Genomic DNA, 26169 nt, shown 5'->3' with positions numbered 1-26169 from the left:
GAGCAGCCCGGTAGCTCGTCAGGCTCATAACCTGAAGGCCGCAGGTTCAAATCCTGCCCCCGCAACCACTTCTGTCATAACTCCCTAGAAATCGAAGTGTGAAAACCCCGCAACAGCGGGGTTCTGGCGTTTCTGTGCGCGCAAGGTCTGCCACCATCAAGGCTTTGCCGCGCGGCCCATCCGGGTCGCCAGGTCCAGCAGATGGCGAAGCGTCTGGCTCTGATTATACGGCGACCAGACGACGGAGAAGGTCAACGGTTCCGGCTCGTCACTTATGGACGCGAATACAACGCCTGCCGTAGGCAAAACCGATGCGGCCGCGCCGACGATGGTAATGCCGAAGCTCTGTCCGACCATCGACAGCAAGGCACTGCGCCCGACATCGAAGCGCTGGATCGAAGGCGTAAGGCCGCGTCCGGTCAGTCGCAGAACGATATGGTCATGAACCTGTGGCCCTGTGCCTCCACGGCGGACAAGGAATGTCTCCTCCGCCAGCTCAGTCCATGTAACTGCCGACCGCCCCACAAGTCGATGTCGCTTCGGCAGCGCGACCAGAAGCGGTTCGGTCCATAGCCGCCGGGAATGGCAATCAGGCGGTTCAGGTGTGCCCATGACGAATGCCGCGTCAAGCTCTCCGCTGCGCACCTGCATCAACGCCTTGCGGGCCGATTCCTCGACAAGCTCCGTCTCGACGCCGGAGTATTCCTCACGATATCGGTTGAGCAGGTTCACGAGGAAACCGCCGGGAATCAGGGCATGGACACCGATGCGCAGTCGGCCGTGCTCTCCCCGCGCCACCATGCCGGCGGTCCTGACTGCATGGTCGAGTTGATCGATGCCGGCTGCCACCCGTTCGACAAAATGTCGTCCGGCCTCCGTCAGTCGCACGCCGCGCGCATGCCGCTCGAAGAGGAGGATGCCGAGGTCTTCTTCCAAAGTCTTGACGCGGGCGCTGACGCTCGACTGACTGACACCCATTGCGTCCGCTGCATGGCGAAAGTTCAGATATTCGGCTACGGCAAGGGTTTGGATGAGCGAGGCGAGGGGAATGCGCGATCCCAACGGACTCTGCACTCGTCGTTGACGGTCGATCATCGGTGCTGAATGTCGCCGCCTTCGCATAGCTACCCGTTCCCCGTCATTCGGCACTGGCGCCGGCTTGAAGAGCAAAGGCCGCGATGAGCTCAAACGGTGCGACGCCGAGTTCGACCTTGAAATCACGAGCTCTACGGCTGACGCTCGTACGATCCATCCTGAGAGCGTTGCTCGGCCAGTTTGGTTGGGATATCGATAGTCGCCGTCGCTTGGTCCCTTCGTTCATCATCTTCCCATCGCGCTACTGGCCGTCTACGACCTGCTCAGTCCTTCCGTTCACTCACGCTGGGCATCGTTCTTCGGGTCGTATCCTGTTGATGCCCTCCAGTAGCCCTTCACGGGAAATCTCTCCCAAATGCACTGACTGGAGCGTTCCATCGCTTCCGATGAAGAATGTCGCGGGCAGACCCGGTACCTCGTAGTGGCGACCGAACTCGCCGAGCCCGTCGAGCACCACGTGATCGAGTACGAGATTTTCCGCCATCAGATAGCGCTGGATGATCTCCGCACCTTCTCCCTGATTGACGAAGACGAGCCGGGCATCATCGGTGTTGACCGCAACGTCCGCCATCATCGGCATCTCGCGCCGGCAGGGCGGGCACCATGTCGCCCACAGATTGATGACCAGCGGCTCACCTTCGAGATCGGCGGGCCGGAAGGGCTCACCAGCCAATGTCCGGAACGTGTCGCCCGTGGGAAGGGGCTTTGCTGGTGTTCCAGCGGTTAGCTGAAGCACGAAAAAGGCGACATAGGCCGCTGCCGCACCAGGAAGCGCGGTCCAGAAGGTCAGGCGGAGTGCGCGCCGGAATCGGAAGAGCGTATAGGCGACGGCCAACGCTACACCGCCCGCGATCAAGAACCCGCCCTGCCAGATATAGAAGACGCGCAACGGCTCGGCTGCGAAGCTCGCGGCGTGCTGAGCGACGTGCCCGATGCGCGCCCCGACGATGAACGCGATGCTTGCGCCCCACGCCCATGACGAGAAGCGCTGGTCCACCTTACGGGCGAGGATTTCGCTCAGGAGCAGGAAGACTGCGATGGCGAGGATCGCCGCGAAGCGGTCGGGGGCAAAGACGAAGGGGCCGATAGCAATAGCGTTCATGTCACCGCCTCGCCGCTGCGATCGACGCCTGAAGCGTCTCGGTGGTGACGTCGCCGATCAGGCGCGTTCCGCTGGGCTCCTTCGCATTGCTGTCGAAAAAGATCATCGTCGGAGGCCCGACGACGGCCATATCGCGCAGCAAGGCTTGGCCGGCCTGATCGAACGTCGTCAGGTCCACCTTGACGCGCTGAAAGCCATCGAGCCCGGCGACGATCTCGGCCGCCGGGAAGATGTCGCGCTCGATCGTCTTGCAGATCACGCACCAGTCGGCCGTGAAGTAGACGAAGGTGGGGCGGCCGTTCGCCGAGGCCAGCGCCTGCTCGACCTCCTGCGTCGAACGCACCGTGATGAACGCAGTCTCAGCGACCGACGGTCGCGTGCTGGCCCCGTCCATCCCAAAATGGGCGAGCGGGCGAAGCGGATCGGTTCCGCCAGACGCCGCGCCGACGGCGAGGATCATACCGCCGAGCGAGAGGGCCAATCCCGCCGCCTTGCGGAAGCGCGGACCGGCCGTCGCATCGGCCGTCAGCCGATCGGCAACGCCGACGAAGACGGCGGCCGTCAGGAGGAGAGTGGCCCACAATGCCAGCGTCGCCTGTGGCGGAAGGATACGTGAGGCCATCCAGATCGCGGCCCCGAGGAAGACGAAACCGAATGCATATTTGACCTGCACCATCCAGGCGCCTGCGCGCGGCAGCGCGCGACTGCCCATCGTCCCGAAGACGATCAGCGGAATGCCTTGGCCGAGCCCGAGCGCAAAGAGTGCGGCCGCGCCGAGCGTCGCATCTCCGGTCTGTGCAATGTAGAGAAGCGCGGCGGCGAGCGGGGCTGTGACGCAGGGGCCGACGATCAAGGCGGACAGGAAGCCCATGCCGGCCGCGCTACAGATCGAGCCACGCTTGCCGGCCTGAACACCGGCCATGCGGCTGACCCACCCCGTCGGCAGTTGGAGTTCGAAGAGACCAAACATCGAGGTTGCGAGAACGACGAAGAGCAGAGCCACCGCGCCGATCGCGTATGGCGACTGCAACACCATCTGAAGGTTCTGGCCCGACCACGCGGCGACGACGCCGAGCATGCCGAAAGCGGCGGCCATCGCCAACACATAGGTCGAGGACAGGACGAAGCTGCGTCGCGCCGTTAGTGCCTCGCCCTCGCGCGCCAGCGTCGCGCTGAGGATCGGATACATGGGCAGCACGCAGGGCGTGAACGCCAGCAGCAAGCCGAAGGCAAGGAAACTGGCGATGACCCATAATGCGCCGCCGCTGGCCAGCAGCGAACCGATCATACCGCCCCCCAGCGTATCCTCGGCCAAGGCAAAGCTGCCCGTCCCGCTCGTGTCGGATGGTGCGGCCGGTGGCGCCGTCACGCCGAATCCGATCGTGGGCTCGGAAAGCTGAAGGCTCGTCGTGTCGAGCGTCACCTTCATCGGCGGGTAGCAAATCGAGTCCTTCTTGCAGCCCTGATAGATGACGGCGACCTGACCGGGCGCGCTCGAATCGAGCCGCGCAACCGCTTCCTGATAGTAGACCTCCGATGGCCCGAAATTGGCGTCCTCGCTCTCCATGACGCCCGGCTCGGCCTGAAGCGAAACCGCATCCCCGCTGTCCGCGTCCGTCGCTTCGAGATGGTCGCGATAGAGGTAGTAGCCCTCCTCGATCTGCCACCGCAGGATCACGCCGTTGTCCGCGCCGCGTTCGACGGAAAGGCGAAACGCTTCCTCCGCCTGAAGCAGATTGCCCTGCTGCGCGGAGGCAGCAACGGACCAGAAGACGAGGAACAGGCTTGCGAGGAGGCGGTTGACGGTTATCCGGGGCATGAAGTCACTCGGTTTGCAATGCTGGCGGCAACGGTGCGTCAGGCAGCTTCGCGTGCATCCTTGACGACCTGGCGGAACCCGTCCTCGTCGAGCGCTGCCGCAACGAGGAACTGGCCGATCAGGAAGACCGGTGTGCCGCGCAGTCCGAGCCCTTCCGCCTGCGCATTGTTGCGCTGGAGGAGCGTCGTGATCTCGGCATCGCGGCGATTGGCTTCGCCTGCGAGTTGCGCCATGTCGAAGCCGGCGCCCGCCAGAGCCTCGCGCATCCTCTCTTCCGGCACGCGGTGACCATCGATCGCCATCAGCGCGCCATAGGCATCCTCGTAACGGTTCGAGAATTTCGCAGCGAGCGCGAGCTTGGCCCCGAATACCGAAGATTGCGTGAGGATTGGCCAGTCCTTGTAGACGTGGCGAATGTTCCCGTCGGATGAAAGAACCGCGTTCAACGGTTGGACGGTGCTTTTGCAGAACGGGCAGTTGTAGTCGAAGAACGACACGATCGTTACGTCGCCCTGCGGATTGCCACCGACAGGGGCGTCCGGATCGTTGAGGATCATTTCCGACGACATATCGTCGGCACGAACGCGGGTTGCGAATCCCGTGGCCACCAATGCTGTCAGCCCCGCGATGACGACGCGGCGAGAAACTGACGTGCCGCCTATGAGGCCATGTGCGGCCGACGAAAATTCGATATGTTGACGATAGCGCATCCTTGCCTCCTTACGAATGGATTGGCAGGAGCGCACTCTTCGGAGCTTAAGGCTGGCTTAAGGCGTTTTCATTGTAGCGACGCTGTCTGGATGGCGCTTCTATCGTCGCGGCTGCTGCGATCTCCTCACGACGCCTGGGAGAACGGCCGGAGCCGGCGGATGAGGTCGTTGCGGCGGAACGAACCGACCGATCGCGTCTGCGCGTATTCCTGGCCGGTCGCGGCATCGACCACGAAGAATGTTGGCGGACCGCTGGCTCTCAGATGCGAAAGAAGCTGTCGGTTCCCCTCGTCCATCGCAGTGACGTCGACCTTCACCAGCGGCACCTTCTCCAGATGCTCGCGGACGCTCGGGTGCGCCAGGATTTCGCGTTCGATCCGATGACACTCCGCGCACCAGTCCGCCCGGATGTCGATCAGCGCAAAGCGATGCGCTCTTGCGACTTGCGCCAGCGCCTTTTGGTACGATGCAACATCGGAGACCATCCCCGCGGGTGCTGCCCTCGGCATCGAGACCGGTAAAGCGAGCAGGAGTGCCGGTGCGAGCAGCCCGCCGAGCAACAGCGCGCGACGTGCGGGCAGCTCTGCGCTCCGTTGCTCGCCGGCATCGTTCGGTGTTGTGCCGAACTCCTCGCGCGACCCGGTTCGAAGAAAGAAGTGTAATGGCATTCGGGCGACCTTTGTTGAGGCGGGTCACGAAGCCGCGTGTCCTTAAGGTAGACTTAAGGTGAGCATTGTGCGCTTGGGCTTTCCTGATCTCACTTTAGAGAGCGCATGAAACGTGAGTAAGCTTCAGACACCTGCAATCGCGCGACGCGCTTTCCTGCTCGGCGCCGGTGCGATGACCCTCGCCGGTTGTGTTTCCACGACGCAAACCCCGCAAATCGCACAGCCGGTCGCCCCGCCGCTCCCGCCGCCGACGCCCCCGATGTACTATGCGATGCCCTACGAGCGCTTTCCGATCCCTGAAGTCGACGTGTCGAAGGTCGACCCGAAATGGTGGCGCACGGAAGTCGACTATCCGACCGATGAGCGGGTCGGCACCGTCATCGTCGACACGCCGAATCGCTATCTCTATCACGTCAGGGGCAACGGTCGCGCAGACCGATACGGCGTCGGCGTCGGCAGGGACGGGTTCTCCTGGGCCGGCCGAGGCCGGCACATCGCCTACAAGCGCGAATGGCCACGCTGGAATCCTCCCAACGAGATGGTCGCGCGCCAACCGGAACTCGAGCCCTATTCGATCGCCAATGGCGGTATGGACCCCGGTCTCGAAAATCCGCTCGGAGCGCGTGCTCTATACATCCATGAGGGAAATCGGGACACGATCTATCGTATCCACGGAAATCCGGAGTTCTGGACGATCGGTCAGGCCGTCTCGTCCGGTTGCATCCGGATGATCAATCAGGACGTCATCCACCTTGCCGAGAACGTCCGCGAAGGGAGCACTCTGATCGTGATAGCCGATCCGGCTATGGAGCATTTGCTGGTGGCATAGTCTCGCTTTCCGCAGCAGGGAGCACAATCATAGCATGACCGCTCCCTGTCGCAGCCTTGCAGGACAGGAATCTGCCGGCAACGCGACACCGTCAAGCAGCGTTCGTCATCATCGCTTGCAATCCTCCCTGATCGCGGTTCTGAAGCCGAAGCCGCCATCCGCTTCTTCCGAGCGCCAGCTCAACAATCGCCAGCCCAAGGCCGCTGCCCACCGGCGCCTTGTTGCGCCCGCGGAAAAAGCGCTCCGTCACTCTGGGCAATTCTTCGTCAGGGATGCCGGGTCCGTCATCCTCGATGACGATGCGGCCTTCTTCGGAAGAGCTGGCGACGCGGCACCGCACGACGCCGCCGGGCGGCGAATGGTTCACCGCGTTCTCGATGAGGTTCCGGGCAGCGAGCCTGAACAGTTCCGGCTTGATTTCCAGTTCGATGCCGTCCAGATCGGACGACACCTCGACCCTCACGTTCTTGACCGCATCGGCAAGTTCCTCCGCCAGGGCTCGAAGGATCGCCCCTGGTCGGGCGCCCCCCTTTCGCTCGGCCTGATCGAGCGTCTCGACCGCCGACATGTCGAGCAACTGCCGGACCAGCCGGCCGGTTCGATCGACGCCGACCACGATCTGACGCAACGCCTGTTCACGGATCGCGCCGTCGCCGCTGGCGAGAGCGACCTGCGCCTGCGTCTTCAACCCCGCGAGCGGCGTGCGCAGCTCATGGGCCGCGAAGGCGGTGAAGTTGCGTTCGCGTTCGCGAAGGCCGTCCACACGCGCGAACAGTCCGTTCAGCGATTGCAGGACCGGCACGATCTCCTTCGCGGTCTCCACGTCCTCGATCGGACGCAGGTCGGAGGCGTGCCGCGCTTCAAGGTTGCCTGCGATCTTGCGCAGCGGTTCCAGGCCGCGCCTCACGCTGAGCCAGATCATCAATGCGAGGATCGGCAGGATGAGCATGGCCGGAAGAAGGAGGCCGCGGATGACGTCGTTGACGAGGCCGTCGCGGATTCTCAGATTGTCCCCGACCAGCACACGCACGCCGAGATCGGCGTTGGCGACGGCGTAGACGCGCCAGCGCTCGCCGTCGATCACCGTCTCGGAAAATCCGTCCGCATGTTCGGAGAGTTCTTCGTCGGGAGCGCCATCCGACCGACCGATGAGCGTGCCTTGCAGCGACCAGATCTGGCAGGAAAGCTGGCGATCATAGTCGCTGTGAGGGCGTACGGGCAGATCGGGGGTGATCGTTTGTGTCGGATCGACCTGGATTTCCTGACTGACGATCAGCGAGGAGACCATGCGGCCGGCTTCCATCAGACGCGCGTCGAGAACCCTTTCGACCTCAGCGCGCGTCGACAGGAAAATCCAGACCACGGCCGATAGCCAGACGAGCCCGGTAGTCAGTGCGAGGATAAGAAAGAGCCGCTTGGAGATCGATGGCATTACGGCTCCTCCCCGAGGCGATAGCCGATGCCGCGCACCGTCTGGATCATTCCGGAACCGAGCTTGGCTCGCAGATGGTGGATATGGACCTCGACAGCGTTGCTCTCCACCTCTTCCTGCCAGCCGTAGAGCTTCTCCTCGATCTGGCTTCTCGACAGTATCTGGCCGGGATGAATCATGAGCGCATGCAGCACCGCGTACTCGCGCCGCGAGACGCGGACGGGTTCGCCATCCCGCTCGACCTGTTGCGTAGCCGGATCGAGACGAAGACCGCGCCATACGAGTGCCGGGCTCGGCCGTCCCGCCGCGCGCCGCACGAGCGCGCGCAGCCGCGCCGCTACCTCGTCGAGATCGAAGGGCTTGCCAAGGTAGTCGTCCGCTCCCGCATCAAGGCCGAGAATGCGGTCGGCAACCCTGTCGCGTGCGGTCAGGAGGAGCACCGGCGTCGTGTCCCGGCGCTCCCGCAAGGTCTTCAGCACGTCGAGGCCGGAGCCGTCGGGCAGCATCAGGTCGAGGACCATCGCGTCGAACTCGTGGTTCTTCAGGACGGCTTCGGCCTCCTCGCAGCTTTCCACGGCATCGGCGTTGAAGCCGCCGATCGCGAGCCCCACCCTCAGGCCGTCCCGCAGGACGGCATCGTCCTCAACAATCAGAACCCGCATGGACCTCACCCGCAAATCGACCACGCCATTATATCGACCACGCCATTATACTGAAGGCTTAAGGCAGCCTTAAGGAACGAGATCGAAGCGAGCTTCGGTATCGACCATCTATCCGGGGGCTTGCTTGCCGACATTACGTTCAACATGCGCCGTTTCGATCACGCTCGCCTCCGCCTTCGCTCTTTCTGCCTGCTCGACGACACAAGCCGAGCGGGTTTCGGCGGTCGCTGCACCGCAGTTCGCCCCGGCGCCGGCGCAACCGCGCTCCCTCATGGCCTTTCGCCCGGTGATGGAGCCACCCGAAGCAATGTACGCCGCGACCCAGGACGGCGAGTTCGCAATCGCGGGGGTCGATAAGGCTCGGATGAACCCTGAGCATGTGCGCCAGGTCGTGGATTACCCAACGAACGAAGCGCCCGGAACGATCGTCGTCGATCAAACGGCCCGTTATCTCTACTTCGTGCTGCCAGGAGGCCGGGCGGTTCGCTACGCGGTCGGCGTCGGCCCGATCGCGCGCGCCTTCCCCGGCGGGGAGGCGGAAATAGCCAGGAAGGCTGCATGGCCGCGCTGGATTCCGACGCCCAGCATGATCGAGCGCAGTCCCGGCCAGTATGCCCGCTATGCAGACGGGGTCGACGGTGGTCCCGGCAACCCGATGGGAGCGCGTGCGCTCTACATGCATCAGAACGGCGTCGACACCTACTACCGTGTCCACGGCACGAACGATCCATCCTCCATCGGGCGAGCCGTCTCGGCCGGCTGCATCCGCCTCCTTAATCAGGATATCATCGACCTTCACGACCGCGTGCAGCCCGGCGCCAAGATCGTAGTGAAGTAGGAAAGATTTCGAGCGAGTTTGCGCGGCGTTGCCGCGCGATGGCGGGCGGCGCTGCAATATGTGGGGTCTCCGCGCCGCCCGCCATCGGTCACGCCCAATTCGGCTGCGGCTGCACTCTGTCGTTCGGGTCTGCCGGACGCTCCATCTCGAACGCCATCTTTCCGAGTTTCGTCCATGTATCGCGCGCATGGTCGCCGTCCTCGCTCTTGAGCTTATCTGCCATCCAGATCATTGCCCCGTAGATCATGGCGCGGTCGTCATTGGTCAGGTTCACGATGCCCGCCTTGACGACGAGGCCACCGAGTTCAATCAGATGCCGCGTTCGCTTGCGGCGCTCGACCTGCCAAGTGCGCATGTCACGCCGCGCCCGCGCCGCCTGATGCCGGTTGCGCGCCGCCCGGTTGCGTCGGAGCGCCGCCAGCGTCGCGGTCAGACGCTGGAGCAGATCGCCGCGATTTGCTACGAAAGAACGCGGCCCCGCGCTTGGCCCATGCCTCCCTCTTTCCGGCATCGGTGGTTTCCGCCAGTACGACCAGCGCACCGGCCAGTTCGTCGGCGGTGAGCGCATCGGCCCCGGTGGCGATGACCAGTTCGCCGAGTTGCTGCACCTTGCGGGCTTTCAGTTCCCGCGCCTTGTCCTCAAGCGCCTTCAGTTCCTCATCGTAGTCTCTCGGTTTCCGCATTATCATGTCCTTTCCCGGTCGAAAATCATTGATGCGGTGAGGATAGTTGCTCAGGCGACGAAACGCAGTACTGTTGCCGAGACGGTCTGGCACGGCCCGGTCCATCCTGAGATTTTTTCGAGGGAGGGCGCGCTTATACGTCGTTCCGACGTGCGCTTCGCCGTGCCATTTCTTGATCGCGATGGCGATCTATCATCTTCACGTCAAGGTCATCGGCCGCAAGGCCGGAAGCAGCGCGGTGGCCTCTGCCGCCTACCGCTCAGGCTCGCGCCTGCGCGACGAGCGCATCGACCGCGTTCAGGACTTTTCCGCCAAGCGCGGCGTCGTTCATTCCGAGGTGCTGTTGCCGGATGGTGCGCCCGAGCAATGGAGCGACCGCGAACGGCTCTGGAACGATGTCGAGGCGTTCGAGGTGCGCAAGGACGCCCAGCTTGCGCGCGAGGTGGAGTTTGCCATTCCCCGCGAGATGAGCGAGGCGCAGGGCATCGAGCTTGCCCGCGATTTCGCGCAGGCCGAATTTGTCGATCAGGGCATGATCGCCGACCTCAATGTGCATTGGGATTTTGCCGAGGACGGCAGCCCCAAACCCCATGCTCATGTCATGCTGACCATGCGCAGCGTGGACGAGAACGGTTTCGGCCCGAAGGTGCGGGACTGGAACCGCACGGAAATGGTCGAGCATTGGCGCGAACACTGGGCCGAGCATGTTAACGAGCGGCTTTTCGAACTCGACATCGACGCGCGGATCGACCATCGCAGCCTTGAGGCGCAGGGCATCAACCTTGAGCCGCAAAGCCAGATCGGCGCACCAGCCCAAAGGATCGAAGGCGAAGGGATCGAGGCCGCAGACCGTGCGGACACGCACCGCGAGATTGCGCGGAACAACGGCGCACGGATCATCGCCGATCCTTCCGTTGCGCTGGACGCGATCACCCAGCAGCAATCGACCTTCACGCGCCGCGACATGGCGATGTTTGCGCATCGGCACAGCGACGGCATCGACCAGTTCAACGAGGTGATGGGCGCGATGCGCGGTGCGCCCGATCTGGTCCAGCTCGGGCAGGACGGACGCGGCGAGGATCGGTTCACCACCCGCGATATGATCGAGGCGGAACAGGGCCTGCATCGCGCCGCCGAGGTGATGGCCGAGAAGGAATTGCACGAGGTCAGCGACCGTGACAGAGAGGCCGCACTCGCCCGCGCGGAAGAACGCGGCCTTGTTCTTTCCGGCGAGCAGGCCCACGCGCTGGCGCATGTGACGGACGGGCGCGATCTTGGCGTTGTCGTCGGCTATGCCGGGACGGGAAAGAGCGCCATGCTCGGCGTTGCCCGCGAGGCTTGGGAGGCAGCAGGTTTTGAGGTCCGGGGCGTTGCGCTGTCCGGCATCGCCGCCGAAAATCTGGAAAGCGGATCGGGCATAGCCTCGCGCACCATCGCCAGCATGGAACATGGCTGGCAGAACGGGCGCGACATGCTCACCAGTCGCGATGTGCTTGTCATCGACGAGGCGGGTATGGTCGGCACGCGGCAGATGGAGCGCGTGCTGACCCACGCGGCGGAAGCTGGCGCAAAAGTTGTGCTGGTCGGCGATCCGCAGCAGTTGCAATCCATCGAAGCAGGTGCGGCGTTCCGCTCGATTCATGAGCGTCATGGCTGCGTGGAAATCCATGAAGTGCGCCGCCAGCGCGAGGACTGGCAGCGGGACGCCACCCGCGATCTGGCGACCGGCAGAACCGGCGATGCGATCAGCGCCTATGACGCGCATGACATGGTGCACTCCGCCGAAACACGTGAACAAGCGCGCGGCGATCTGATCGAGCGCTGGGATCGTGAGCGGCAGGCAACGCCGGATAAGAGCCGCATCATCCTCACCCACACCAACGCCGAGGTGCGGGAACTCAACGAGGCGGCACGCGGAAAAATGCGGGAGGCGGGTGATCTGGGCGAGGACGTGCGTGTGACGGTGGAGCGCGGCGAACGGAACTTCGCCGCCGGGGATCGCGTCATGTTCCTGCAAAACGAGCGCGGGCTTGGCGTGAAGAACGGCACGCTCGGCACCATCGAGCAGGTGAGCGTCACGAGCATGACCGTGCAGACTGACGATGGCCGGTCCATCGCCTTCGACCTCAAGGATTACGACCGCATCGACCACGGCTATACCGCGACCATCCACAAGGCGCAGGGCATGACCGTGGACCGCACCCATGTTCTGGCGACGCCGGGAATGGACGCCCATGGCAGTTATGTCGCCCTGTCACGCCACCGCGATGGCATGGACCTGCATTATGGCCGCGACGACTTCGCCAATCAGGACAAGCTCATCAACACCCTGTCGCGTGATCGGGCAAAGGACATGGCGTCCGACTACGAGCAGATCGACCCGGCGCAGGACTATGCCGAGCGGCGCGGCATCACGTTCCGAGCCCGCGTCGCCCAGATCATGCGCAGGCTGATGCCGGAACGGCTGCGCGATGCTGTCGATGACATGCTGGTCGGTCTGCGCCAGACCGGCGATGGCGTGCCTGGCTCCGAGGTCACGCGGCAGCCCGAAAGGGAAAGGGCCGGGAAACAGGCAGCGGAGCAGCAGACCGGGGAAGACCCGGAATATGCGCTACGCCGTGCCCGTGGCCGGGCCTTTGTCCGCCATGCCCGTGCCGTGAACGCGATCTTCAAGGCGCAGGATCGGGGCGGCAGCGCCAGCCCGGAACAGGTGAAGGAACTGCATGACGCCCGTGCCGGATTTGACGAACTCCGGCCTCACGGCTCACACGATGCCGAGGCAGTCTATAAGACGAATCCCGAATTTGCGGCCGATGTCGCCTCTGGCGATCCTGATCGCGCCGCGCCCGCCAGACGTGCCCTGCAACTGGAAACCGAGATGCGGAAGAACCCCGGCCTGCGCGCCGACCGTTTTGTCGAACGCTTTCAGGAACTGCGGCAGGCCAGCGAAAGCAGGTATGCGGCGGGCGACTATTCCGGCCACAGGGCTGCACGGGCAGAGATGGGCAATATGGCGATGAGCCTCGAACGCGATGCGCAGATGGACTCTCTGCTTCGTGGCCGTGAGCGTGAACTTGGCATCAGCATCGACTCGGGCCACAGCCTCGGCCGTGACCTTGCTATCAGCCATGGCCTCGGCAGGGGGAGGGGTATCGGATTGTAACGTCAAGTATCGGAACTGACGTGTCGCATCGGAAGGTACGGCCCATTGCTGCCGCTCAGCTGTCCGGGATGCTGCATGGCCGCACGCTCCAGAGCTGCCCTTCGGCGAGCGTCGCAGCAAACCTCGGGCAGCTATGGCAATTGCATCTGGCTTCCCGCTTGGTTGCCGGCCTGCAGGACGCGATGCGCGAAACGCGCGTAACAGAGCGGTCGGCCGATATGTCCATCGCTGCCGGGAAAGCCTTCCTAAACAGGCCGGACAGGCTCACAGAGTTTGATACCAAACGCGGCGCGAACGATGGATGGAGGGCAAGGCGTAGGGCGTGTACAAGGGATCGGAAGCGCACCGCGGATTTGGCAGAGGTTCGACGGCTCCACGCCGAGCGTGCGCGCCCATCGGCGATCCCATGGTGCCCGAGGATCGGGAACACCAGTGTTGTTGGGAGGCAAGACCAGTTGACGTACTCAAGGCGAATGGAAAATGGCGACCAGTACCGCAAGTCTCGAGATCAACCTTCGTCCCATTCGGATGGGCTTCCTCGTAGATCCAGCCGATAGGCAAGCACTTTCTGAGGTCGCAAGGGTCGCGACCTGCCAATGGGGCGGCATCGCCTGTCCGATGATTCCGGTTATGGACACCCTTCCGCCGGCTTGGTGCGAAGCCGACCGCCCCAATCCCAACCCGAATGAGCTGACGCGCGGCCTGCTGAGTTACTTTGAACCGGACCTGCTGGTTGAGACCCGTGCAGGCCAGCTTGATCGCGTCGATCCGAACGCTGGCGATCGTTACGAGCGTCATCCGAATTTAGGGCATGGAGCGTTCGAGCAGGTCAAGGGAGCCAAGCATACGATGCGGGACGTCGGTGTGACGATGGACCACGTCTACGCTTATCTTCACCGGAAGGAGTTCCAGTTCGAACGACGGACCCCGCGGACACTGCTGCGCTTCGAGGGCGGGGACGAGGTCGGACAGGCCTTCTTCGAGATAGCCTACGGAGTGTTCCCAAGCCGCGCTGACTTGTCGGGGATCAAGGAGGCGTATGAACGCGCTTTCGATGCACGATCCATGCCACCAGATGTCGAGACCTGGGCGGTCATGGAGCGGCAGGAGGCCATGTGCCCGCTCGATGTCACTCTCCACGGGACGGAACGCTTCTTCCAGAGGTCGTGGGACGAGACAATTTTTATCTTCGATCCACTCAGCGGCCCTGACATAATCGACTTCTGGAACTTGCGCCTGTTCCGGCGGGACGTCGTGCCGGTCAACGTCCATTGGCTCGAAGGGGCGCGCGATCTGATTGTCGACCTAGTCCGTCGGAAATACCGACCGTTGCCCAACAACGCCAACGGGATGATGATCCACACGACGATCCAGCTTGGCCGGTCGCTCGACCCGACAATCCTCGAGGTCTTGCACTTGTCGGAAGCCGGCCTTCCCGATGGCAGCTACGCGATCAAGACGTGGTATGACCAGATCTGGCTGCTCGAAGATCCGAATCTCGTCAGCCATCCCAAACCGTCGCCCCTTTCGGCAGAGCGTCGGGAGTTTGAGGTCCGGCTCGATGATCAGTGGGCTGTGCGGGTGCCCCACATCGCGCCGCCCTACTTGCGCCAGACGCGCAGTCTTAACGCCGGCTGGGTCAATACGATCAGCCCCCGGTTCTACGGTTTCAACGACGATCGGGCGGATGCAATGCCGTCCGCTGCGGTACGGCGCAGCCGGGCCTATCCTCCCTCGTCCGAAATGATGGACCAGCGCCCAACGCGCGAAGGATGGCTCACCTTCCACTCCTATGCCGAAGACGGCCACTCGATCCGTCTGCCCTTCATGCGCGATGTCGTCACGGCGTGGCTAGCTGCGCAGGGGATCGACGCCGCGCCCTCCGACGCCGGGCGGGTCGCCAACAGCATGCTCGCCGCCTTGGGCGGCCTTAACCGATGCCGCATCATCGGCCACGAGGGAGTCCTGCGCCAGTTCGACCGCATGGCGCACACTCGGCGGGAAATCGGGAGCGGCGAGGTAGAGGACGTACCTTTTCGCACTGCTACCGTCGATCAGCTACAGCCCATGCTGCGGGCCATCGGCACGCATTGGGGGCGGCCTGCAACACTGCAGCCCTTAGTCGATATCGGAGCGCTCCGACTCGGCCTATCGGCCCAATGCGAACACTGCAGGAAGTGGAACTGGTATGACCTCGACGAAGTTGGCTCGCAGGTCACCTGCGAACGGTGCCTCTCCGTTTTTTCCTTTCCTCAGGGCCAATTACCGCCGCGGACCGCGTGGCGATACCGCGTCGTCGGCCCCTACGCCGTCCCGAATCTCGCTGGTGGGGCCTATACTTGCCTGCTGACGCTGAACTTTCTGCGCGAGGCCTTCGGTATGTCGCCAGCGATGACCTTCACCACGGCCCACGATTTGGCGAGGGCCGGCGAGCGGCTCGAGACAGACCTCTTTGCATGGCACGACCGGGATATTGGCGGGCGTCGTCTCGCAGGGCCGAACCTGTTGGTCGGAGAGTGCAAGGGCTTTGCTGAGGACGCCTTCAAGCAGGTCGACGTTGATCGCCTCCGCCGCCTCGCCGAATGGCTGCCCGGAACCTATCTCGTAGCAGCTTGCCTTAAGAGCAAGCTGTCGGATGAGGAAAAGGGGCGCCTCGCCGATCTTTGCCGATGGGGATGGTCACGCCCGCGCACGGATGGAAACCCTGCCTCGCCCGTCATCGTGATCACCGGGGCCGATCTGTTTGATCCGGACGGGATGGAGCGGAGTTTGGGAAACCTGCCCGACCCGGGCAACACGGCAAAGACCGGCCCTTGGAGGTTATTGGAATTCGCCGCAGTGAGCCAGAAAGGGTACCTCCACCTCTCTGACAAGGACATGATCGAAATGCGCTACTGTCGACAGATTGACGTCCGGGACTAGGTGGGTCGCCGTATGCATCGTCGCTGTTGTCGCGATCACGCGATAGCGCCGCAGAGAGCGTGCAGAACACCGCGATCCTCGTAATTTCGTCACACATGACAATGCTACACACTGCTGAGCTCGTAACCTTTCTGCTCAAAAAAAGCCTTCAAAGCCGAACCGAATTTCTCGACTTCTGTATCCGCTATAGAGTGCATAGTTCGTATTTCCCCGAAGGAGAACCTTCCGCCGACTTGAACCGAAGACTCGCGGCCGTGAGACACCGCATTTCGTCGCTCACGAAGATTATTCAAGCGTCCTCTTTCCATTACGCCAATACTGAAGTTTGGCACACCGAGGAGCTGGCAGCACTGCTCCATCGTTGAGCCGTCAACATTCTGAAGGCGCGCCGAAAATGGGTTGCGTGCAAGGCTGAACTCAAGCTCCTGAGTGAGCATGGAAAATAGCTCAATCGACTTACTGAGTGAATCATCATTTGAGCAATCGCGAAGCGACTGAATTCTGGGGTAGTGAAAAATCGCCTGAACTTCTGGGATGCAATTTTTGACACGCGAAGCATGAGACGTGGCGACCGCCAAGGCCTCTTCAACGTAGGCATTTACCCCTCGTTCCATCGCTGCGTAAATCGCAACAAGCAGTAGACCACGCAACGCCTTGTCCGGGTCAGTTGAGGGGGAGAGACTTTGTGATGCGCCGGGGTCCAGCCGATTTATCACCTGGAGAGCTTCTGTGAACCTGCCGCGCACCTCTAGCTGGGCGTCGGCAAAGCTCATCCAGAAACGGCCTCTCTAACAATCTTGATTCTCTGCAACAATTTGGGGTTGCTATTCGTGCCGCCCGAGGTCGCCTTCTTGAGTTCCCCATTGTCCAGTACGGTCCGAAGGGCATCTTCATTGACTTGATTCCCTGCGCTTATTACATCCGCGACTCCAACAGAGACGGCTTCAAACAATAGAAGCGGCGTCGTGTTCTTTCGTTCGCTTCGAACTACGCCATCCGGGAGCGCACTCGACAAAACGTCCATTGTCTTGTCGAACAGTTCTGACAGCGTCTTCTTGTTTTTGAACGCCTTCGTCTTGTCTTCCATATAGGCGTTGAGAAATTCTTTTACGGAGTGTTTGAAGTCGCCCCTGCGCTCGAAATACGCGAAGAACTTGAGTACAATCTCCTCCATGTTGCCGCGGCCTTCACGATTTGATTTTTTGAAAACTTTTTCTAAGCGATCATCGGCGGCGCACGATTTAATGAATTCGTTAAACTCTCCTTGAAACACGCAATTCCGGATTTCCTGTTGGTGCAGGATTATGCCTCCGGTGTTCAGCCTCTCAAATAGGTCGAATCTGACTTGGTAATCACTCAGATCATTGAGAACCGTTATCCTCACGGGTCTCGTTAGGAAGTTGAGCTTTAGCGTCTCAGGAAGATCAGAGAATTTCTTTCCATTTAGGCTTGGAACCTTTTCTAGGCCGCCAATCGTTAGCTCGTGAGTCGAAATATCCTCGACTCCTGAGCGAAATTGCGGCCTCACGAAGTTAACAAGCGTAGTGATCCTCTGCAAACCGTCGATGCACTCCCAGCTTGAGTCCTCATTTGTCGCCATGAATAGACTGGGAACAGGAATTCCTAGAAACACCGACTCAATCAATGCCGACTCTCTATCCGACTTCCAGACGAAATGCCGCTGGTATTCGGGTGCCACCTTTATCTGTCCTTCAGCAACCATATCCAGTAGTTGCTTCGCGGTGATGTCGTAGGTATCAAACCCAACTGTTCTTCGCTGCTGTTTTAGTTCGGAAGATATTTTCGTTGCATCCATTGGGCACCTGAGTGAGCGAAGAAAATTGTTGAGATCGCTGTCACACTAGTTCCATTCGTGCTGAGCGGCAAGTTCGCGATAAGCCAAAGGCGCATCCGGGGAGGCGCCTGATTGCATGACGGAGTGTGTCGCGGCGGGTGGGTGCTGTCTGTCGATCAGGACGTCTTCGACGGTCATGTTCTTCGGCAAGGTGACTAAGTAGCGATCGCCGTCGATCCTCGTTCCGTAGCCCATCTGCGAGCGCCATAACACGCCGCGTGCTGCGGCGGTGGTGCCTTTCCACACATCTGCGCCGTTCATGCTAAACGCAGCGACTGACCGGTTTCCGCCCCTCGGGGCCAGCATCCGCGTGCTTCGCCGCGCGCTGTTTGAACGGCCGGTTTCCCAGTTTCGCTGCAGGTGCCACGCCGCACGGCCGAAAGTCGGCTTACCGCCCGTCTTTCCAACCTCGTCTCACGTCAGCGCGGCGAGGTTGCGGGTACAGCGAACGGCCGCCCCGTCCCGCGAAAGCGGACCTGCCACGGCCCCCACCGACGGGTCTTTGAGCATCTCATGCGAATCAGCCCGTAATCTGGGCACGGCAATGGGTCGCTATCCGCCATATCGGCCTTCGGTGAGCACGGAGCGTCGGATTCGGACCCGTCCTATTTACCGCCGATTGCACTCCATAGCCCTACGACCTCTAAATAATTATTGCACAAAGACAAATTGTTGCTCCGTCTGGTCTCTGCAATCGTCAGAAACGACCAGTAGGAGGCAGCGTAGCCATGCGCCAACCAGACCGCATCATCCGCCTTGATACCGTTCGCGACCGCACCGGCCTGTCCCGGTCCACCATCTACCGCAAGATCGCCGAAGGCACGTTCCCGCCGCAACTGAAGATCAGCACCCACGGCGCGGGGTGGCGGGAATCCGACATCGACCGATGGGTTGCTGATCCCGTCAGGTGGCGGCCGGAGGCAGAGGCCGGTCATGGGCGATGATGGCAACAGGCCGGGCAGAGAGAGACCGGCCAATGACAACCGCCCGCCCGGTGGGCAGGGTGCCGGGAACGAGGCCGATGCGTCCGAATGGCTGGATGCGGTGGTGCTGACCATCGCCCGGCTGATCGGCAGGCGTATGGCGCGAGAGGACTACGAAAGGGCCATGCGCGCCGCCAACGACAATGCACCGCCGACAACAGGAGGTGAGGTTGACGGAGAATGAACGGCCGTCCTCTGTTCGATTGCATAGCATATCGGGATCGCCTTTCCCCTTCCATCGCGCCGAAGAATATGATATGCACATTACATATCAATGGAGGATGCGATGCGAGCCCTTGTCGATATGAACGATGCCCAGATCGAAGCCCTCGACCATCTTGCGAAGCGGGTGCGGCAGTCCCGTGCTTCACTGATCCGGGCTGCGATAGACGACTATCTCGACCGCCACCACCGCGTTCAGGTCGAAGACGGTTTCGGCCTCTGGGGCGAAGGCAAGGTCGATGGTCTGACCTATCAGGAAAAGGTGCGCAGCGAATGGTAGGTGCGCTGTTCGACACCAATATCCTGATCGACCACCTGAACGGTATTCCGCAGGCGCGCGAAGAGATCGGGCGTTTCGAGAGCCGCGCCATCAGCATCATCACCTGGATGGAGGTGATGGTCGGGGCCAGCGCCGATCTGGTCGAGCCGACCCGGCTTTTCCTCGAGGGCTTCGAGGTCGTCGCGCTGGACGACGAGATCGCCAGCCGCGCGGTGGAGTTGCGGCGCGCGCATCGCATCAAGCTACCCGATGCGGTGATCTGGGCCACGGCGCAGACCGCCGGTCGCCTGCTCGTCACCCGCAATACAAAGGACTTTCCGCCCGGTGATCCGGGGGTGCGCGAACCCTATACCCTGTAAGGGAAATCCGCGCACATGAACCATAGGAAGCTGCCATGACCCGCGCCGCCCTTTATGCCCGCTATTCTGATGACAAGCAGAACGAGGCGTCCATCGAGGACCAGTTCCGGCTTTGCCGGGAACATGCGGGGCGGGAGCGGTGGCAGATTGTCGGTTCCTACGAGGATGCGGCAATCTCCGGGGCCAGCACGATCCTGCGTCCGGGCATCCAGCGCCTGATGCGTGACGCGCAGCATGGCGAGTTCAACATTCTGCTGGCCGAGGCGCTGGACCGGATCAGCCGCGATCAGGCGGATGTGGCGACTCTGTTCAAGCATCTGAAATTCGCGGGCGTGACTATCGTCACGCTGGCCGAGGGCGAGATCACCGAACTGCATGTCGGCCTGAAAGGCACGATGAACGCGCTGTTCCTGAAAGACCTTGCCATGAAGACCCATCGCGGGCTGCGGGGCAGGGTGGAGAAGGGCAAGGCGGGCGGCGGGCTTTGCTATGGCTACAAGGTGCTGAAGAAGCTGGACGGCAACGGCGAGCCGATCCGGGGCGACCGCGAGATCATCCCCGAAGAAGCTGACACCATCCGCCGCATCTTCCGCGAGTTTGCCTCCGGCAAAAGCCCCAAGGCCATAGCCGTCGATCTGAATCGCGACGGCATCCCCGGCCCGCTTGGTCGCGCATGGGGCGACACCAGCATCCGGGGTCACCGAAATCGCGGCACCGGGATCGTCAACAACGAGCTCTATGCGGGCGTTCTGGTCTGGAACCGGCTGCGCTTCGTCAAAGACCCGTCCACCGGCAAGCGCGTCTCGCGCCCGAACCCCGAAACCGTATGGATCAGGACCGAAGTTCCCCATCTGCGGATCGTGGATGATCCGCTCTGGAACGCGGTGCGGGAGCGTCAGAAGCAGATTGCCGAAATCTTCGGCCCGAACCCGGCCAACACCCGCGAAGGCCGCATGAAGCGGCTGCATCTGGCGAACCGGCCCGTCTCGTTGCTTTCTGGCCTCATGACCTGCGGATGCTGTGGCGGAAAGATCGGCATCATCCTGTCCGACCGGCTGGGCTGCCTGAACCATCACCGGCGCGGCACCTGCACCAACAACCGCACCATCCTGCGCGAAAAGCTGGAGGCGCGGGTGCTGACCGGATTGCAGGAGCGGCTGGTCTCGGCCGAGGCCGTGAAGGAAGCGGTTCGCGCCTATGTCGAGGAAACCAACCGGCTGAACCAGCAGCGCCGGGCGCAGCACGAGATCGACCGCCGGGCGCTGGCAAAGATCGAGCGCGCCATTGCCGGGATCATCGCCGCCATCGAGGACGGCATGTACCAGCCGTCGATGAAGGCGCGGATGGACGAGCTGGAACGCCAAAAGGCCGAGATCGCCGCCCGCATGTCGGAAGCCCCTACCGATATGCCGGACGTTCATCCGAACGTCGCCGCGAACTACAGCCGCAATGTCGCGCGCTTCGCTGAGGCCCTGAACGATCCCGAGGGCGGCCGTGAAGCCGCCAATGTGCTGCGTTCCCTCATCGGCGAGATCATCGTCACGCCCGGCGAGAAGCGGGGCGAGGTCCATGCCGAGCTACGCGGCGAGTTGATGGGCATCCTCGGTATCGCCGCAGCCCAGCCCGAACAGGGGCGAACAGGACTTATGACGCCAGTGGCCGCAGGCCCCCGCAACCATCTTTACTTGCGATGACCCCGCCCCCGAGGCGGGGTTTTTCGTTTGTGCGGAAATCATAAGGATTCCAGCGAGATCGCCTTGAACGTCGATCTCCACCTTGCCGTCGACCGGGGTTAGCACGATCTGATCCACGAGCGAGCGCAGCGTGTCGGCCGCCTCGATCCGCTTCCCCTCGTCTTCGTCCTGCAGGGCGTCGTAGAGCTGTTGGACCCGCTTGCGGTATTGCAGGGCCATGCTCGGGTGGAGCAGCGGTGGCGGCTCGTCGGCTTCGGCCAGGAACTGTTCCAGTTCTATCTTTCGGGCTTCGAGCTTCTTGCTACGCTCTTTCACCATGTCGACAGAAAGGGCGTCGCTCAGATACAGATCGAGGATCTTCTCTAGTTCTCGGTTGACCTTGGCCAGTTCGGCCTCAGCCGATGCGATACCCGCACGGCCTTCCATGCGCAGGCGGTTCATCTCCTGCGTGAAGACCTCGCAGAAATGGGCGAAGAGCTCCGGATCGACGAGTTTGGTACGCAGTGCGTTCAGCACACGCGATTCAAGCTCGTCGCGGCGGATGTTGATCCGGTTGTCGCAGGTCCCCTTGTTACGCGCCGTCGAGCATCCGATCAGCGTCGCCGAGATCGCGGAATAGCCCCCACCACAGCAGGAACATTTGGTCAGTCCCGAGAAGAGGTATTTGGGGCGGCGGCGGGTATTGATCCGGGAGAGATCGGCCTCGCCGTTTTCCTTCCGCGCGATCTTGTTCTTCTCCTGCCGCGCCTTCACCGCATTCCAGAGATCGTCATCGAGGATGCGCAACTCCGGCGCCACCTGGATGACCCATTCCTCTTCAGGGTTGGGGCGGGCCTGCCGCTTGCCGGTGTTCGGATCCTTGACGAAGCGCTGGCGGTTCCAGACGATCTTGCCGATATACATCTCATTGTTGAGGATGCCGTTGCCGCGCTTCGGATTGCCGTTGATCGTGCTGAACCCCCAGTCGCCGCCTGACGGAGCGGGAATGCCTTCCTTGTTCAGGGCGAAGGCGATGGTCTTGGCCGATTTGCCGGCGGCATAGTCGCGGAAGATGCGGCGCACGACTTCGGCCTGGAATTCGTTGATGGTGCGATCGCCGCGGATCGGTTCGCCGTTCGCATCGAGCTTTTTGACCACATCGTAGCCATAGGCGTTTCCGCCGCCCGATTTGCCTGCCTCGACCCGGCCGCGTTGTCCGCGGCGGGTCTTGTCGGCCAGATCCTTCAGGAACAGCGCGTTCATCGTGCCCTTGAGCCCGACATGCAGGTGCGTCACCTCGCCTTCCGACAGGGTGAACATCTTCACGTCCGCATAGGACATGCGCTTGAAGATGCCCGCGATGTCTTCCTGGTCGCGCGAGAGGCGGTCCATCGCCTCGGCGAGGATCAGGTCAAAGCGGCCACCCATAGCGTCGGCCATGAGCGCCTGGATGCCCGGGCGGATCAGCGACGCGCCGGAGATCGCGTGGTCGGAATACTCCTCGACGATATGCCAACCCTGCTTCTCTGCATGGAGGCGGCACATGCGGAACTGGTCGGCGATGGAAGCGTCGCGTTGATTGTCGGAAGAATAGCGGGCGTAGATCGCGACTTTCAAAACTTGGCTCCCATCCGTATCAGGAGGAGCGCTTCCTCCTTTGCCGTGACATCTTCACTTCCTCTGCATAGCACTCCTGCGCCGCCTGCCTCGCCAGGATGCCGACCAGACGCAGAAGGCGTGGGTCGGGATTGCCGCGTGGCGTAAACGTCAGCTCCGGCTCGTCCAGCAGCAAGGATTCGAGCAGCGCTTCGCGCTCTCCTCCTGTCATCTTTGCCGGATTTCCTGGGGCTCGCAAGGTCATAACTTGCAGCATTCGCCGCGAGGGAAGCATAAGCAACGGAAATTGAAGGCGAATATTCGGCGGCAATTGGCGCGGGTGAGCGTGCTATCGCGTAGTCCAGCGTGTCCTGGCGAGCCATGGCGTAGCAAAATAACCTATCGGAATCTCTCGCTGGCCCGGTCATCATTGGCCTCGTCGCCTCTCCTCATGAGGTCATTGACTGTTGGGGCAACCTTATCGTATTGTAAGTCGCGATACAAGTCGCGATATGCCGACCAAGGAGATTCGCCATGGCCACGACCGCCGAACGCAAGGAATACCCGATCTCGATGCGCCTGCCCGAGGCGGATGTCGCAATGATTGATCGCGCAGCGAGCCTGCGCGGCCGCTCGCGCACCGATTTCGTGCGCGACGCCGCCGTGCGCGCGGCCGAGGAAGTCGTCATGGAGCAGGGGCTGATCCGGATGAGCCCGGATGGCTTTGCCGAGTTCATGGATGTGCTGGCGCGTCCGGCCGCTCCGGTTCCGGAGATGGTGGAAGTCCTGAAGCGGCCCGCGCCATGGGAGCCCGGCTACGTGGCGAAGCGGTAAGCTCTTGCTGCTTTCGGGTCCTGAACCGCTCTCCGCCGAACACGATGTGTCCGAGTTCGCCTGTGGCAAGCCTACGCTTGACCACTGGCTGAAGACGCGCGCCCTCTCCAATCAGCAGAAGGGCTTCACCGCCGTTCTCGTCGTGCATGAGGCTGGGCGCGTGGTCGGCTTCTACGGCCTCGCGCCCACCGGTGTGGTGCCTTCGGTTTTGCCGCGTTCGATTCGGACAGGCCAGCCGCCCAACCCGGTCCCCTGTATGCTGCTCGGCCAGCTCGCAACCGACACAGCATGGGCAGGGTTGGGTATTGGCACCGGCCTTGTGAAGCACGCCCTCCAGCGCTGTGTTCAGGCCGCGTCGCTGATCGGTGGGCGGGCCTTGATGGTCAACGCCGTCGACGGGGAGGCGGCCGAGTTCTGGAGGCGGCGCGGCTTTGAGCCGTCCAGGGATGATCCCCTGGTCCTGCTTCGCTCGATCAGCGACATCGCGGCCTCGCTCGGTGAGGGCGGTAGATGATTGTGCCTCCGTTTGCCCTGTCTCATCAGTTTCCGAGTTAGGCCGAACTGCCTGGTCGCCCCTCCTAAATGGTCACGTGAATAATTTGACCTTGATTTCGTAAAATCCCCTCGGTATTCTAAACGAAAATAGCGAGGCTCGAGCTTGTCAATTCCCAGCCAAACCACAGTGCGTCCTATACTGGACGAAATCCGCGACCACATCGTCTCAGCCGTCCTTCACGCATGGGACGATTGGCTGGCAAGCGGCTTCGTTGGCATATGGCGATGCAAACGCAGTCGCGCCAACTTCGTCTGGGAACAGATAATCGACCGGGCTCAAACCACGTTGATGGGCCACGATGCTGTCCACGTGATCGATGGCAATGAGACGATGAAGTTCCTCGTTCGGAACGAGGTCCTGTTTCGGTTCAAGAAAGCCGACGCGACGGGCCGCACCTCGAATGTTGCTACGCAGCTTGCGCTCGCTTTCCATGATCATGAACAGGACCTCTTCGGTCTGCCGGAAGTGCAGCGTGTCGAGGTCGTCTACAAGCTGAACAGGCTCGAAACGCAGGTCGAAGACGTATGCGTCGTTGCTCGCAATGGTGATTCGGTCGCCTGGGAATACAGCCTGCTGGATGCGAGCGAAGCGGTGGTGCCGTTGCCGATGTCCGAGCCGCAACCCGAGCGGCCCGCCGCGAAGATCGTTAAACTCAAGGGCGCTTCGGACGACCGCAAGAAGCGGCAAGAATGATGTCAGCCGAATTCAATCAGGATCTGCTGCGAATAGCGCGGCAGGCGCGAGGATGGAGTCAAACCGAACTGTCCAAGCGCTCGGGGGTTTCTCAGGCCAATCTATCAAAGCTCGAGAACGGACTGATCGGTCCGACTGATGATGTGCTGACCAACGTCAGTGCAGCTCTGCGCTTCCCTATAGATTTCTTCTTTCAGAACGACAGGGTTATCGGTTTGCCGATGAGCGTCCAATACAGGAAACGCGCGAGCGTCGGACAGAAAGCAATCGAGCGTCTTGAAGCCGAACTGAACATCAGGATTTTGCACATTCGCCGGCTACTCGATGCTGCCGAACTTGAACCTGAGCTTTCGCTTCCCCGCCTCGATGTTGACGAATACGGCGGCGACCCGGAACGAATTGCCGATCTAATAAGGCGAACGTGGCTCGTACCATCTGGACCGATCCGCGATCTGGTGGCGTGGGTGGAGCGAGCAGGATGCATCGTCGTCCATTGTGACTTTGCCGCCCTCAAGGTTGATGGTTTTACCGTTCAGATACCAGACATGCCGCCATGCATTTTCCTGAACCGGAATATGCCTGCGGATCGCCAGCGGTTCAGTTTGGCACACGAACTCGGCCATGTTGTGATGCATCAGGTCCCATCTCCGCAAATGGAGAACGAGGCCAACGATTTTGCGTCAGCGCTGCTTATGCCCGCGCGCGATATTCGCCCCCACCTCTCTGGTCGACGTCTCTCGATACAGCAACTCGCTGCGCTGAAACCGGTTTGGCGCGTGTCCATGGCAGCACTGCTCTACCGGGCAAATGCAATTGGAGCCATTACCGAGAACCAGAGCCAGTACCTGTGGCGGCAGATGAGCGCGATGGGTTATCGCCGCGCCGAGCCGCCTGAACTCGACCTCAGGGTTGAGATGCCGACGGTATTGCCGGAGATCGTGCGACTACATCTCGAAGATCTTGGATATGGTTTATCCGACCTCGCCGAGGCGCTTCGTTCGAGTGAAGAAGATGTGCGGGCATTGCATCCGCTACCATCAAGCTCTCCACACCTTCGCCTTGTGAAATAGGTCATGTTGACAAATGGCGGAGCCAGAGGCGGATCGACGTGATGTCGATGAAGCCCGGGAAGCTTTCGGCGGTCTTGTCGTAGCGGGTGGCGACGCGACGGGCATTCTTGAGCTTGTTGAAGCAC

27 protein-coding genes and 1 pseudogene are annotated in these 26169 nt (G+C 61.9%); 13 read left to right on the top strand and 15 right to left on the bottom strand.

Annotation, left to right across the window (positions count from 1 at the left end; all coding sequences use genetic code 11):
* Nucleotides 1-156 precede the first annotated feature (156 nt).
* The 5 genes from ACFFJ7_RS19155 to ACFFJ7_RS19135 all read right to left on the bottom strand — a co-directional run bounded on the left by ACFFJ7_RS19155 (nt 157) and on the right by ACFFJ7_RS19135 (nt 5394).
* The gene (locus ACFFJ7_RS19155) at nt 157-1095 is read right to left on the bottom strand and encodes a LysR family transcriptional regulator (protein WP_377594520.1); all 939 of its coding nucleotides are present in this window, start codon (nt 1093-1095) and stop codon (nt 157-159) included.
* A gap of 280 nt (nt 1096-1375) precedes the next feature.
* Nucleotides 1376-2197 carry a prolipoprotein diacylglyceryl transferase family protein gene (locus ACFFJ7_RS19150; protein WP_377594518.1) on the bottom strand — a complete coding sequence of 274 codons (822 nt, stop codon included), beginning with the start codon at nt 2195-2197 and terminating at the stop codon, nt 1376-1378.
* A 1-nt stretch (nt 2198) separates the two neighbouring features.
* A complete protein-coding gene (gene dsbD / locus ACFFJ7_RS19145; RefSeq protein WP_377594516.1) occupies nt 2199-4016 on the bottom strand; it encodes a protein-disulfide reductase DsbD in 1818 nt (605 codons plus the stop codon).
* A gap of 38 nt (nt 4017-4054) precedes the next feature.
* On the bottom strand, nt 4055-4726 hold the full coding sequence (locus ACFFJ7_RS19140) for a DsbA family protein (protein WP_377594514.1): 672 nt from the start codon (nt 4724-4726) through the stop codon (nt 4055-4057).
* A 125-nt stretch (nt 4727-4851) separates the two neighbouring features.
* On the bottom strand, nt 4852-5394 hold the full coding sequence (locus ACFFJ7_RS19135) for a thioredoxin family protein (RefSeq protein WP_377594512.1): 543 nt from the start codon (nt 5392-5394) through the stop codon (nt 4852-4854).
* 172 nt (nt 5395-5566) lie between these two features.
* On the opposite strand from ACFFJ7_RS19135, the gene ACFFJ7_RS19130 reads away from it, so the two are divergent.
* Entirely contained in the window at nt 5567-6223 is a 657-nt protein-coding gene (locus ACFFJ7_RS19130) for a L,D-transpeptidase (RefSeq protein WP_377594522.1), read from the top strand.
* A gap of 91 nt (nt 6224-6314) precedes the next feature.
* On the opposite strand, the gene ACFFJ7_RS19125 is transcribed toward ACFFJ7_RS19130, so the two are convergent.
* Complete coding sequence (locus ACFFJ7_RS19125) at nt 6315-7655, bottom strand: ATP-binding protein (RefSeq protein WP_377594511.1); 1341 nt, start codon at nt 7653-7655, stop codon at nt 6315-6317.
* On the bottom strand, nt 7655-8317 hold the full coding sequence (locus tag ACFFJ7_RS19120; protein WP_377594510.1) for a response regulator: 663 nt from the start codon (nt 8315-8317) through the stop codon (nt 7655-7657). Before ACFFJ7_RS19120 ends, ACFFJ7_RS19125 begins: the two co-directional genes overlap by 1 nt.
* Nucleotides 8318-8681: 364 nt before the next feature.
* On the opposite strand from ACFFJ7_RS19120, the gene ACFFJ7_RS19115 reads away from it, so the two are divergent.
* Entirely contained in the window at nt 8682-9155 is a 474-nt protein-coding gene (locus ACFFJ7_RS19115; protein ID WP_377594509.1) for a L,D-transpeptidase, read from the top strand.
* Between the two features lie 88 nt (nt 9156-9243).
* On the opposite strand, the gene ACFFJ7_RS19110 is transcribed toward ACFFJ7_RS19115, so the two are convergent.
* Together ACFFJ7_RS19110 and ACFFJ7_RS19105 are read right to left on the bottom strand one after the other, a co-directional pair.
* Nucleotides 9244-9510: a conjugal transfer protein TraD gene (locus ACFFJ7_RS19110; protein ID WP_377594508.1), complete on the bottom strand. Its 267-nt coding sequence runs from the start codon at nt 9508-9510 to the stop codon at nt 9244-9246.
* A 1-nt stretch (nt 9511) separates the two neighbouring features.
* The gene (locus ACFFJ7_RS19105; RefSeq protein WP_377594507.1) at nt 9512-9838 is read right to left on the bottom strand and encodes a conjugal transfer protein TraD; all 327 of its coding nucleotides are present in this window, start codon (nt 9836-9838) and stop codon (nt 9512-9514) included.
* Nucleotides 9839-10019: 181 nt separating this feature from the next.
* On the opposite strand from ACFFJ7_RS19105, the gene traA reads away from it, so the two are divergent.
* Both traA and ACFFJ7_RS19095 read left to right on the top strand, forming a co-directional pair.
* Nucleotides 10020-13001: a Ti-type conjugative transfer relaxase TraA gene (gene traA / locus ACFFJ7_RS19100; protein WP_377594506.1), complete on the top strand. Its 2982-nt coding sequence runs from the start codon at nt 10020-10022 to the stop codon at nt 12999-13001.
* 480 nt (nt 13002-13481) lie between these two features.
* On the top strand, nt 13482-15923 hold the full coding sequence (locus tag ACFFJ7_RS19095) for a hypothetical protein (RefSeq protein ID WP_377594505.1): 2442 nt from the start codon (nt 13482-13484) through the stop codon (nt 15921-15923).
* A 104-nt stretch (nt 15924-16027) separates the two neighbouring features.
* On the opposite strand, the gene ACFFJ7_RS19090 is transcribed toward ACFFJ7_RS19095, so the two are convergent.
* From ACFFJ7_RS19090 to ACFFJ7_RS19080, 3 genes are read right to left on the bottom strand one after another with little or no spacing between them, the layout of a single operon-like run.
* Nucleotides 16028-16696, bottom strand: coding sequence for a HEPN domain-containing protein (locus ACFFJ7_RS19090; RefSeq protein ID WP_377594504.1), 669 nt, complete (start codon nt 16694-16696; stop codon nt 16028-16030).
* Nucleotides 16693-17739 (bottom strand): GmrSD restriction endonuclease domain-containing protein, encoded by a 1047-nt coding sequence (locus ACFFJ7_RS19085; protein ID WP_377594502.1) that lies wholly within the window; start codon nt 17737-17739, stop codon nt 16693-16695. The genes ACFFJ7_RS19090 and ACFFJ7_RS19085 overlap by 4 nt, the downstream gene beginning before the upstream one ends.
* 45 nt (nt 17740-17784) lie before the next feature.
* Nucleotides 17785-18039 (bottom strand): hypothetical protein, encoded by a 255-nt coding sequence (locus ACFFJ7_RS19080; RefSeq protein ID WP_377594500.1) that lies wholly within the window; start codon nt 18037-18039, stop codon nt 17785-17787.
* 467 nt (nt 18040-18506) lie between these two features.
* Between ACFFJ7_RS19080 and ACFFJ7_RS19075 the strand changes: the two genes are divergently transcribed.
* The 5 genes from ACFFJ7_RS19075 (at nt 18507) to ACFFJ7_RS19055 (ending at nt 21316) form a co-directional block, all read left to right on the top strand.
* Entirely contained in the window at nt 18507-18722 is a 216-nt protein-coding gene (locus ACFFJ7_RS19075; protein WP_377594498.1) for a helix-turn-helix transcriptional regulator, read from the top strand.
* Nucleotides 18712-18945: a hypothetical protein gene (locus ACFFJ7_RS19070; protein WP_377594496.1), complete on the top strand. Its 234-nt coding sequence runs from the start codon at nt 18712-18714 to the stop codon at nt 18943-18945. Before ACFFJ7_RS19075 ends, ACFFJ7_RS19070 begins: the two co-directional genes overlap by 11 nt.
* Nucleotides 18946-19047: 102 nt before the next feature.
* Nucleotides 19048-19263, top strand: a complete 216-nt coding sequence (locus ACFFJ7_RS19065) for a ribbon-helix-helix protein, CopG family (protein ID WP_377594494.1) — start codon at nt 19048-19050, stop codon at nt 19261-19263.
* Nucleotides 19257-19622, top strand: coding sequence for a type II toxin-antitoxin system VapC family toxin (locus ACFFJ7_RS19060; RefSeq protein WP_377594492.1), 366 nt, complete (start codon nt 19257-19259; stop codon nt 19620-19622). Before ACFFJ7_RS19065 ends, ACFFJ7_RS19060 begins: the two co-directional genes overlap by 7 nt.
* Nucleotides 19623-19657: 35 nt before the next feature.
* Entirely contained in the window at nt 19658-21316 is a 1659-nt protein-coding gene (locus tag ACFFJ7_RS19055; protein WP_377594490.1) for a recombinase family protein, read from the top strand.
* On the opposite strand, the gene ACFFJ7_RS19050 is transcribed toward ACFFJ7_RS19055, so the two are convergent.
* Together ACFFJ7_RS19050 and ACFFJ7_RS19045 are read right to left on the bottom strand one after the other, a co-directional pair.
* Nucleotides 21200-22912 (bottom strand): recombinase family protein, encoded by a 1713-nt coding sequence (locus tag ACFFJ7_RS19050; RefSeq protein WP_377594488.1) that lies wholly within the window; start codon nt 22910-22912, stop codon nt 21200-21202. The genes ACFFJ7_RS19055 and ACFFJ7_RS19050 overlap by 117 nt on opposite strands.
* 19 nt (nt 22913-22931) lie before the next feature.
* Nucleotides 22932-23123 carry a hypothetical protein gene (locus ACFFJ7_RS19045; RefSeq protein ID WP_024846158.1) on the bottom strand — a complete coding sequence of 64 codons (192 nt, stop codon included), beginning with the start codon at nt 23121-23123 and terminating at the stop codon, nt 22932-22934.
* Nucleotides 23124-23425: 302 nt separating this feature from the next.
* Here ACFFJ7_RS19045 and ACFFJ7_RS19040 point away from each other — a divergent pair, with 302 nt between their 5' ends.
* From ACFFJ7_RS19040 to ACFFJ7_RS19025, 4 genes are all read left to right on the top strand, one after another.
* Nucleotides 23426-23725 carry a type II toxin-antitoxin system TacA family antitoxin gene (locus ACFFJ7_RS19040; RefSeq protein WP_024846159.1) on the top strand — a complete coding sequence of 100 codons (300 nt, stop codon included), beginning with the start codon at nt 23426-23428 and terminating at the stop codon, nt 23723-23725.
* Nucleotides 23726-23729: 4 nt separating this feature from the next.
* Nucleotides 23730-24239: a GNAT family N-acetyltransferase gene (locus ACFFJ7_RS19035; RefSeq protein ID WP_024846160.1), complete on the top strand. Its 510-nt coding sequence runs from the start codon at nt 23730-23732 to the stop codon at nt 24237-24239.
* Between the two features lie 144 nt (nt 24240-24383).
* Entirely contained in the window at nt 24384-24974 is a 591-nt protein-coding gene (locus tag ACFFJ7_RS19030; RefSeq protein WP_137390490.1) for a hypothetical protein, read from the top strand.
* The gene (locus tag ACFFJ7_RS19025; protein ID WP_036748701.1) at nt 24971-26044 is read left to right on the top strand and encodes a helix-turn-helix domain-containing protein; all 1074 of its coding nucleotides are present in this window, start codon (nt 24971-24973) and stop codon (nt 26042-26044) included. Before ACFFJ7_RS19030 ends, ACFFJ7_RS19025 begins: the two co-directional genes overlap by 4 nt.
* Before the next feature lies 1 nt (nt 26045).
* Here ACFFJ7_RS19025 and ACFFJ7_RS19020 read toward each other — a convergent pair.
* Nucleotides 26046-26169, bottom strand: a pseudogene (locus tag ACFFJ7_RS19020) (IS5/IS1182 family transposase); the annotation flags it as partial.

It is taken from the genome of Pseudochelatococcus lubricantis (genome assembly GCF_042432495.1).
GTDB lineage: Bacteria > Pseudomonadota > Alphaproteobacteria > Rhizobiales > Beijerinckiaceae > Pseudochelatococcus > Pseudochelatococcus lubricantis.
This window is presented reverse-complemented; position numbering and strand designations above follow the sequence as displayed.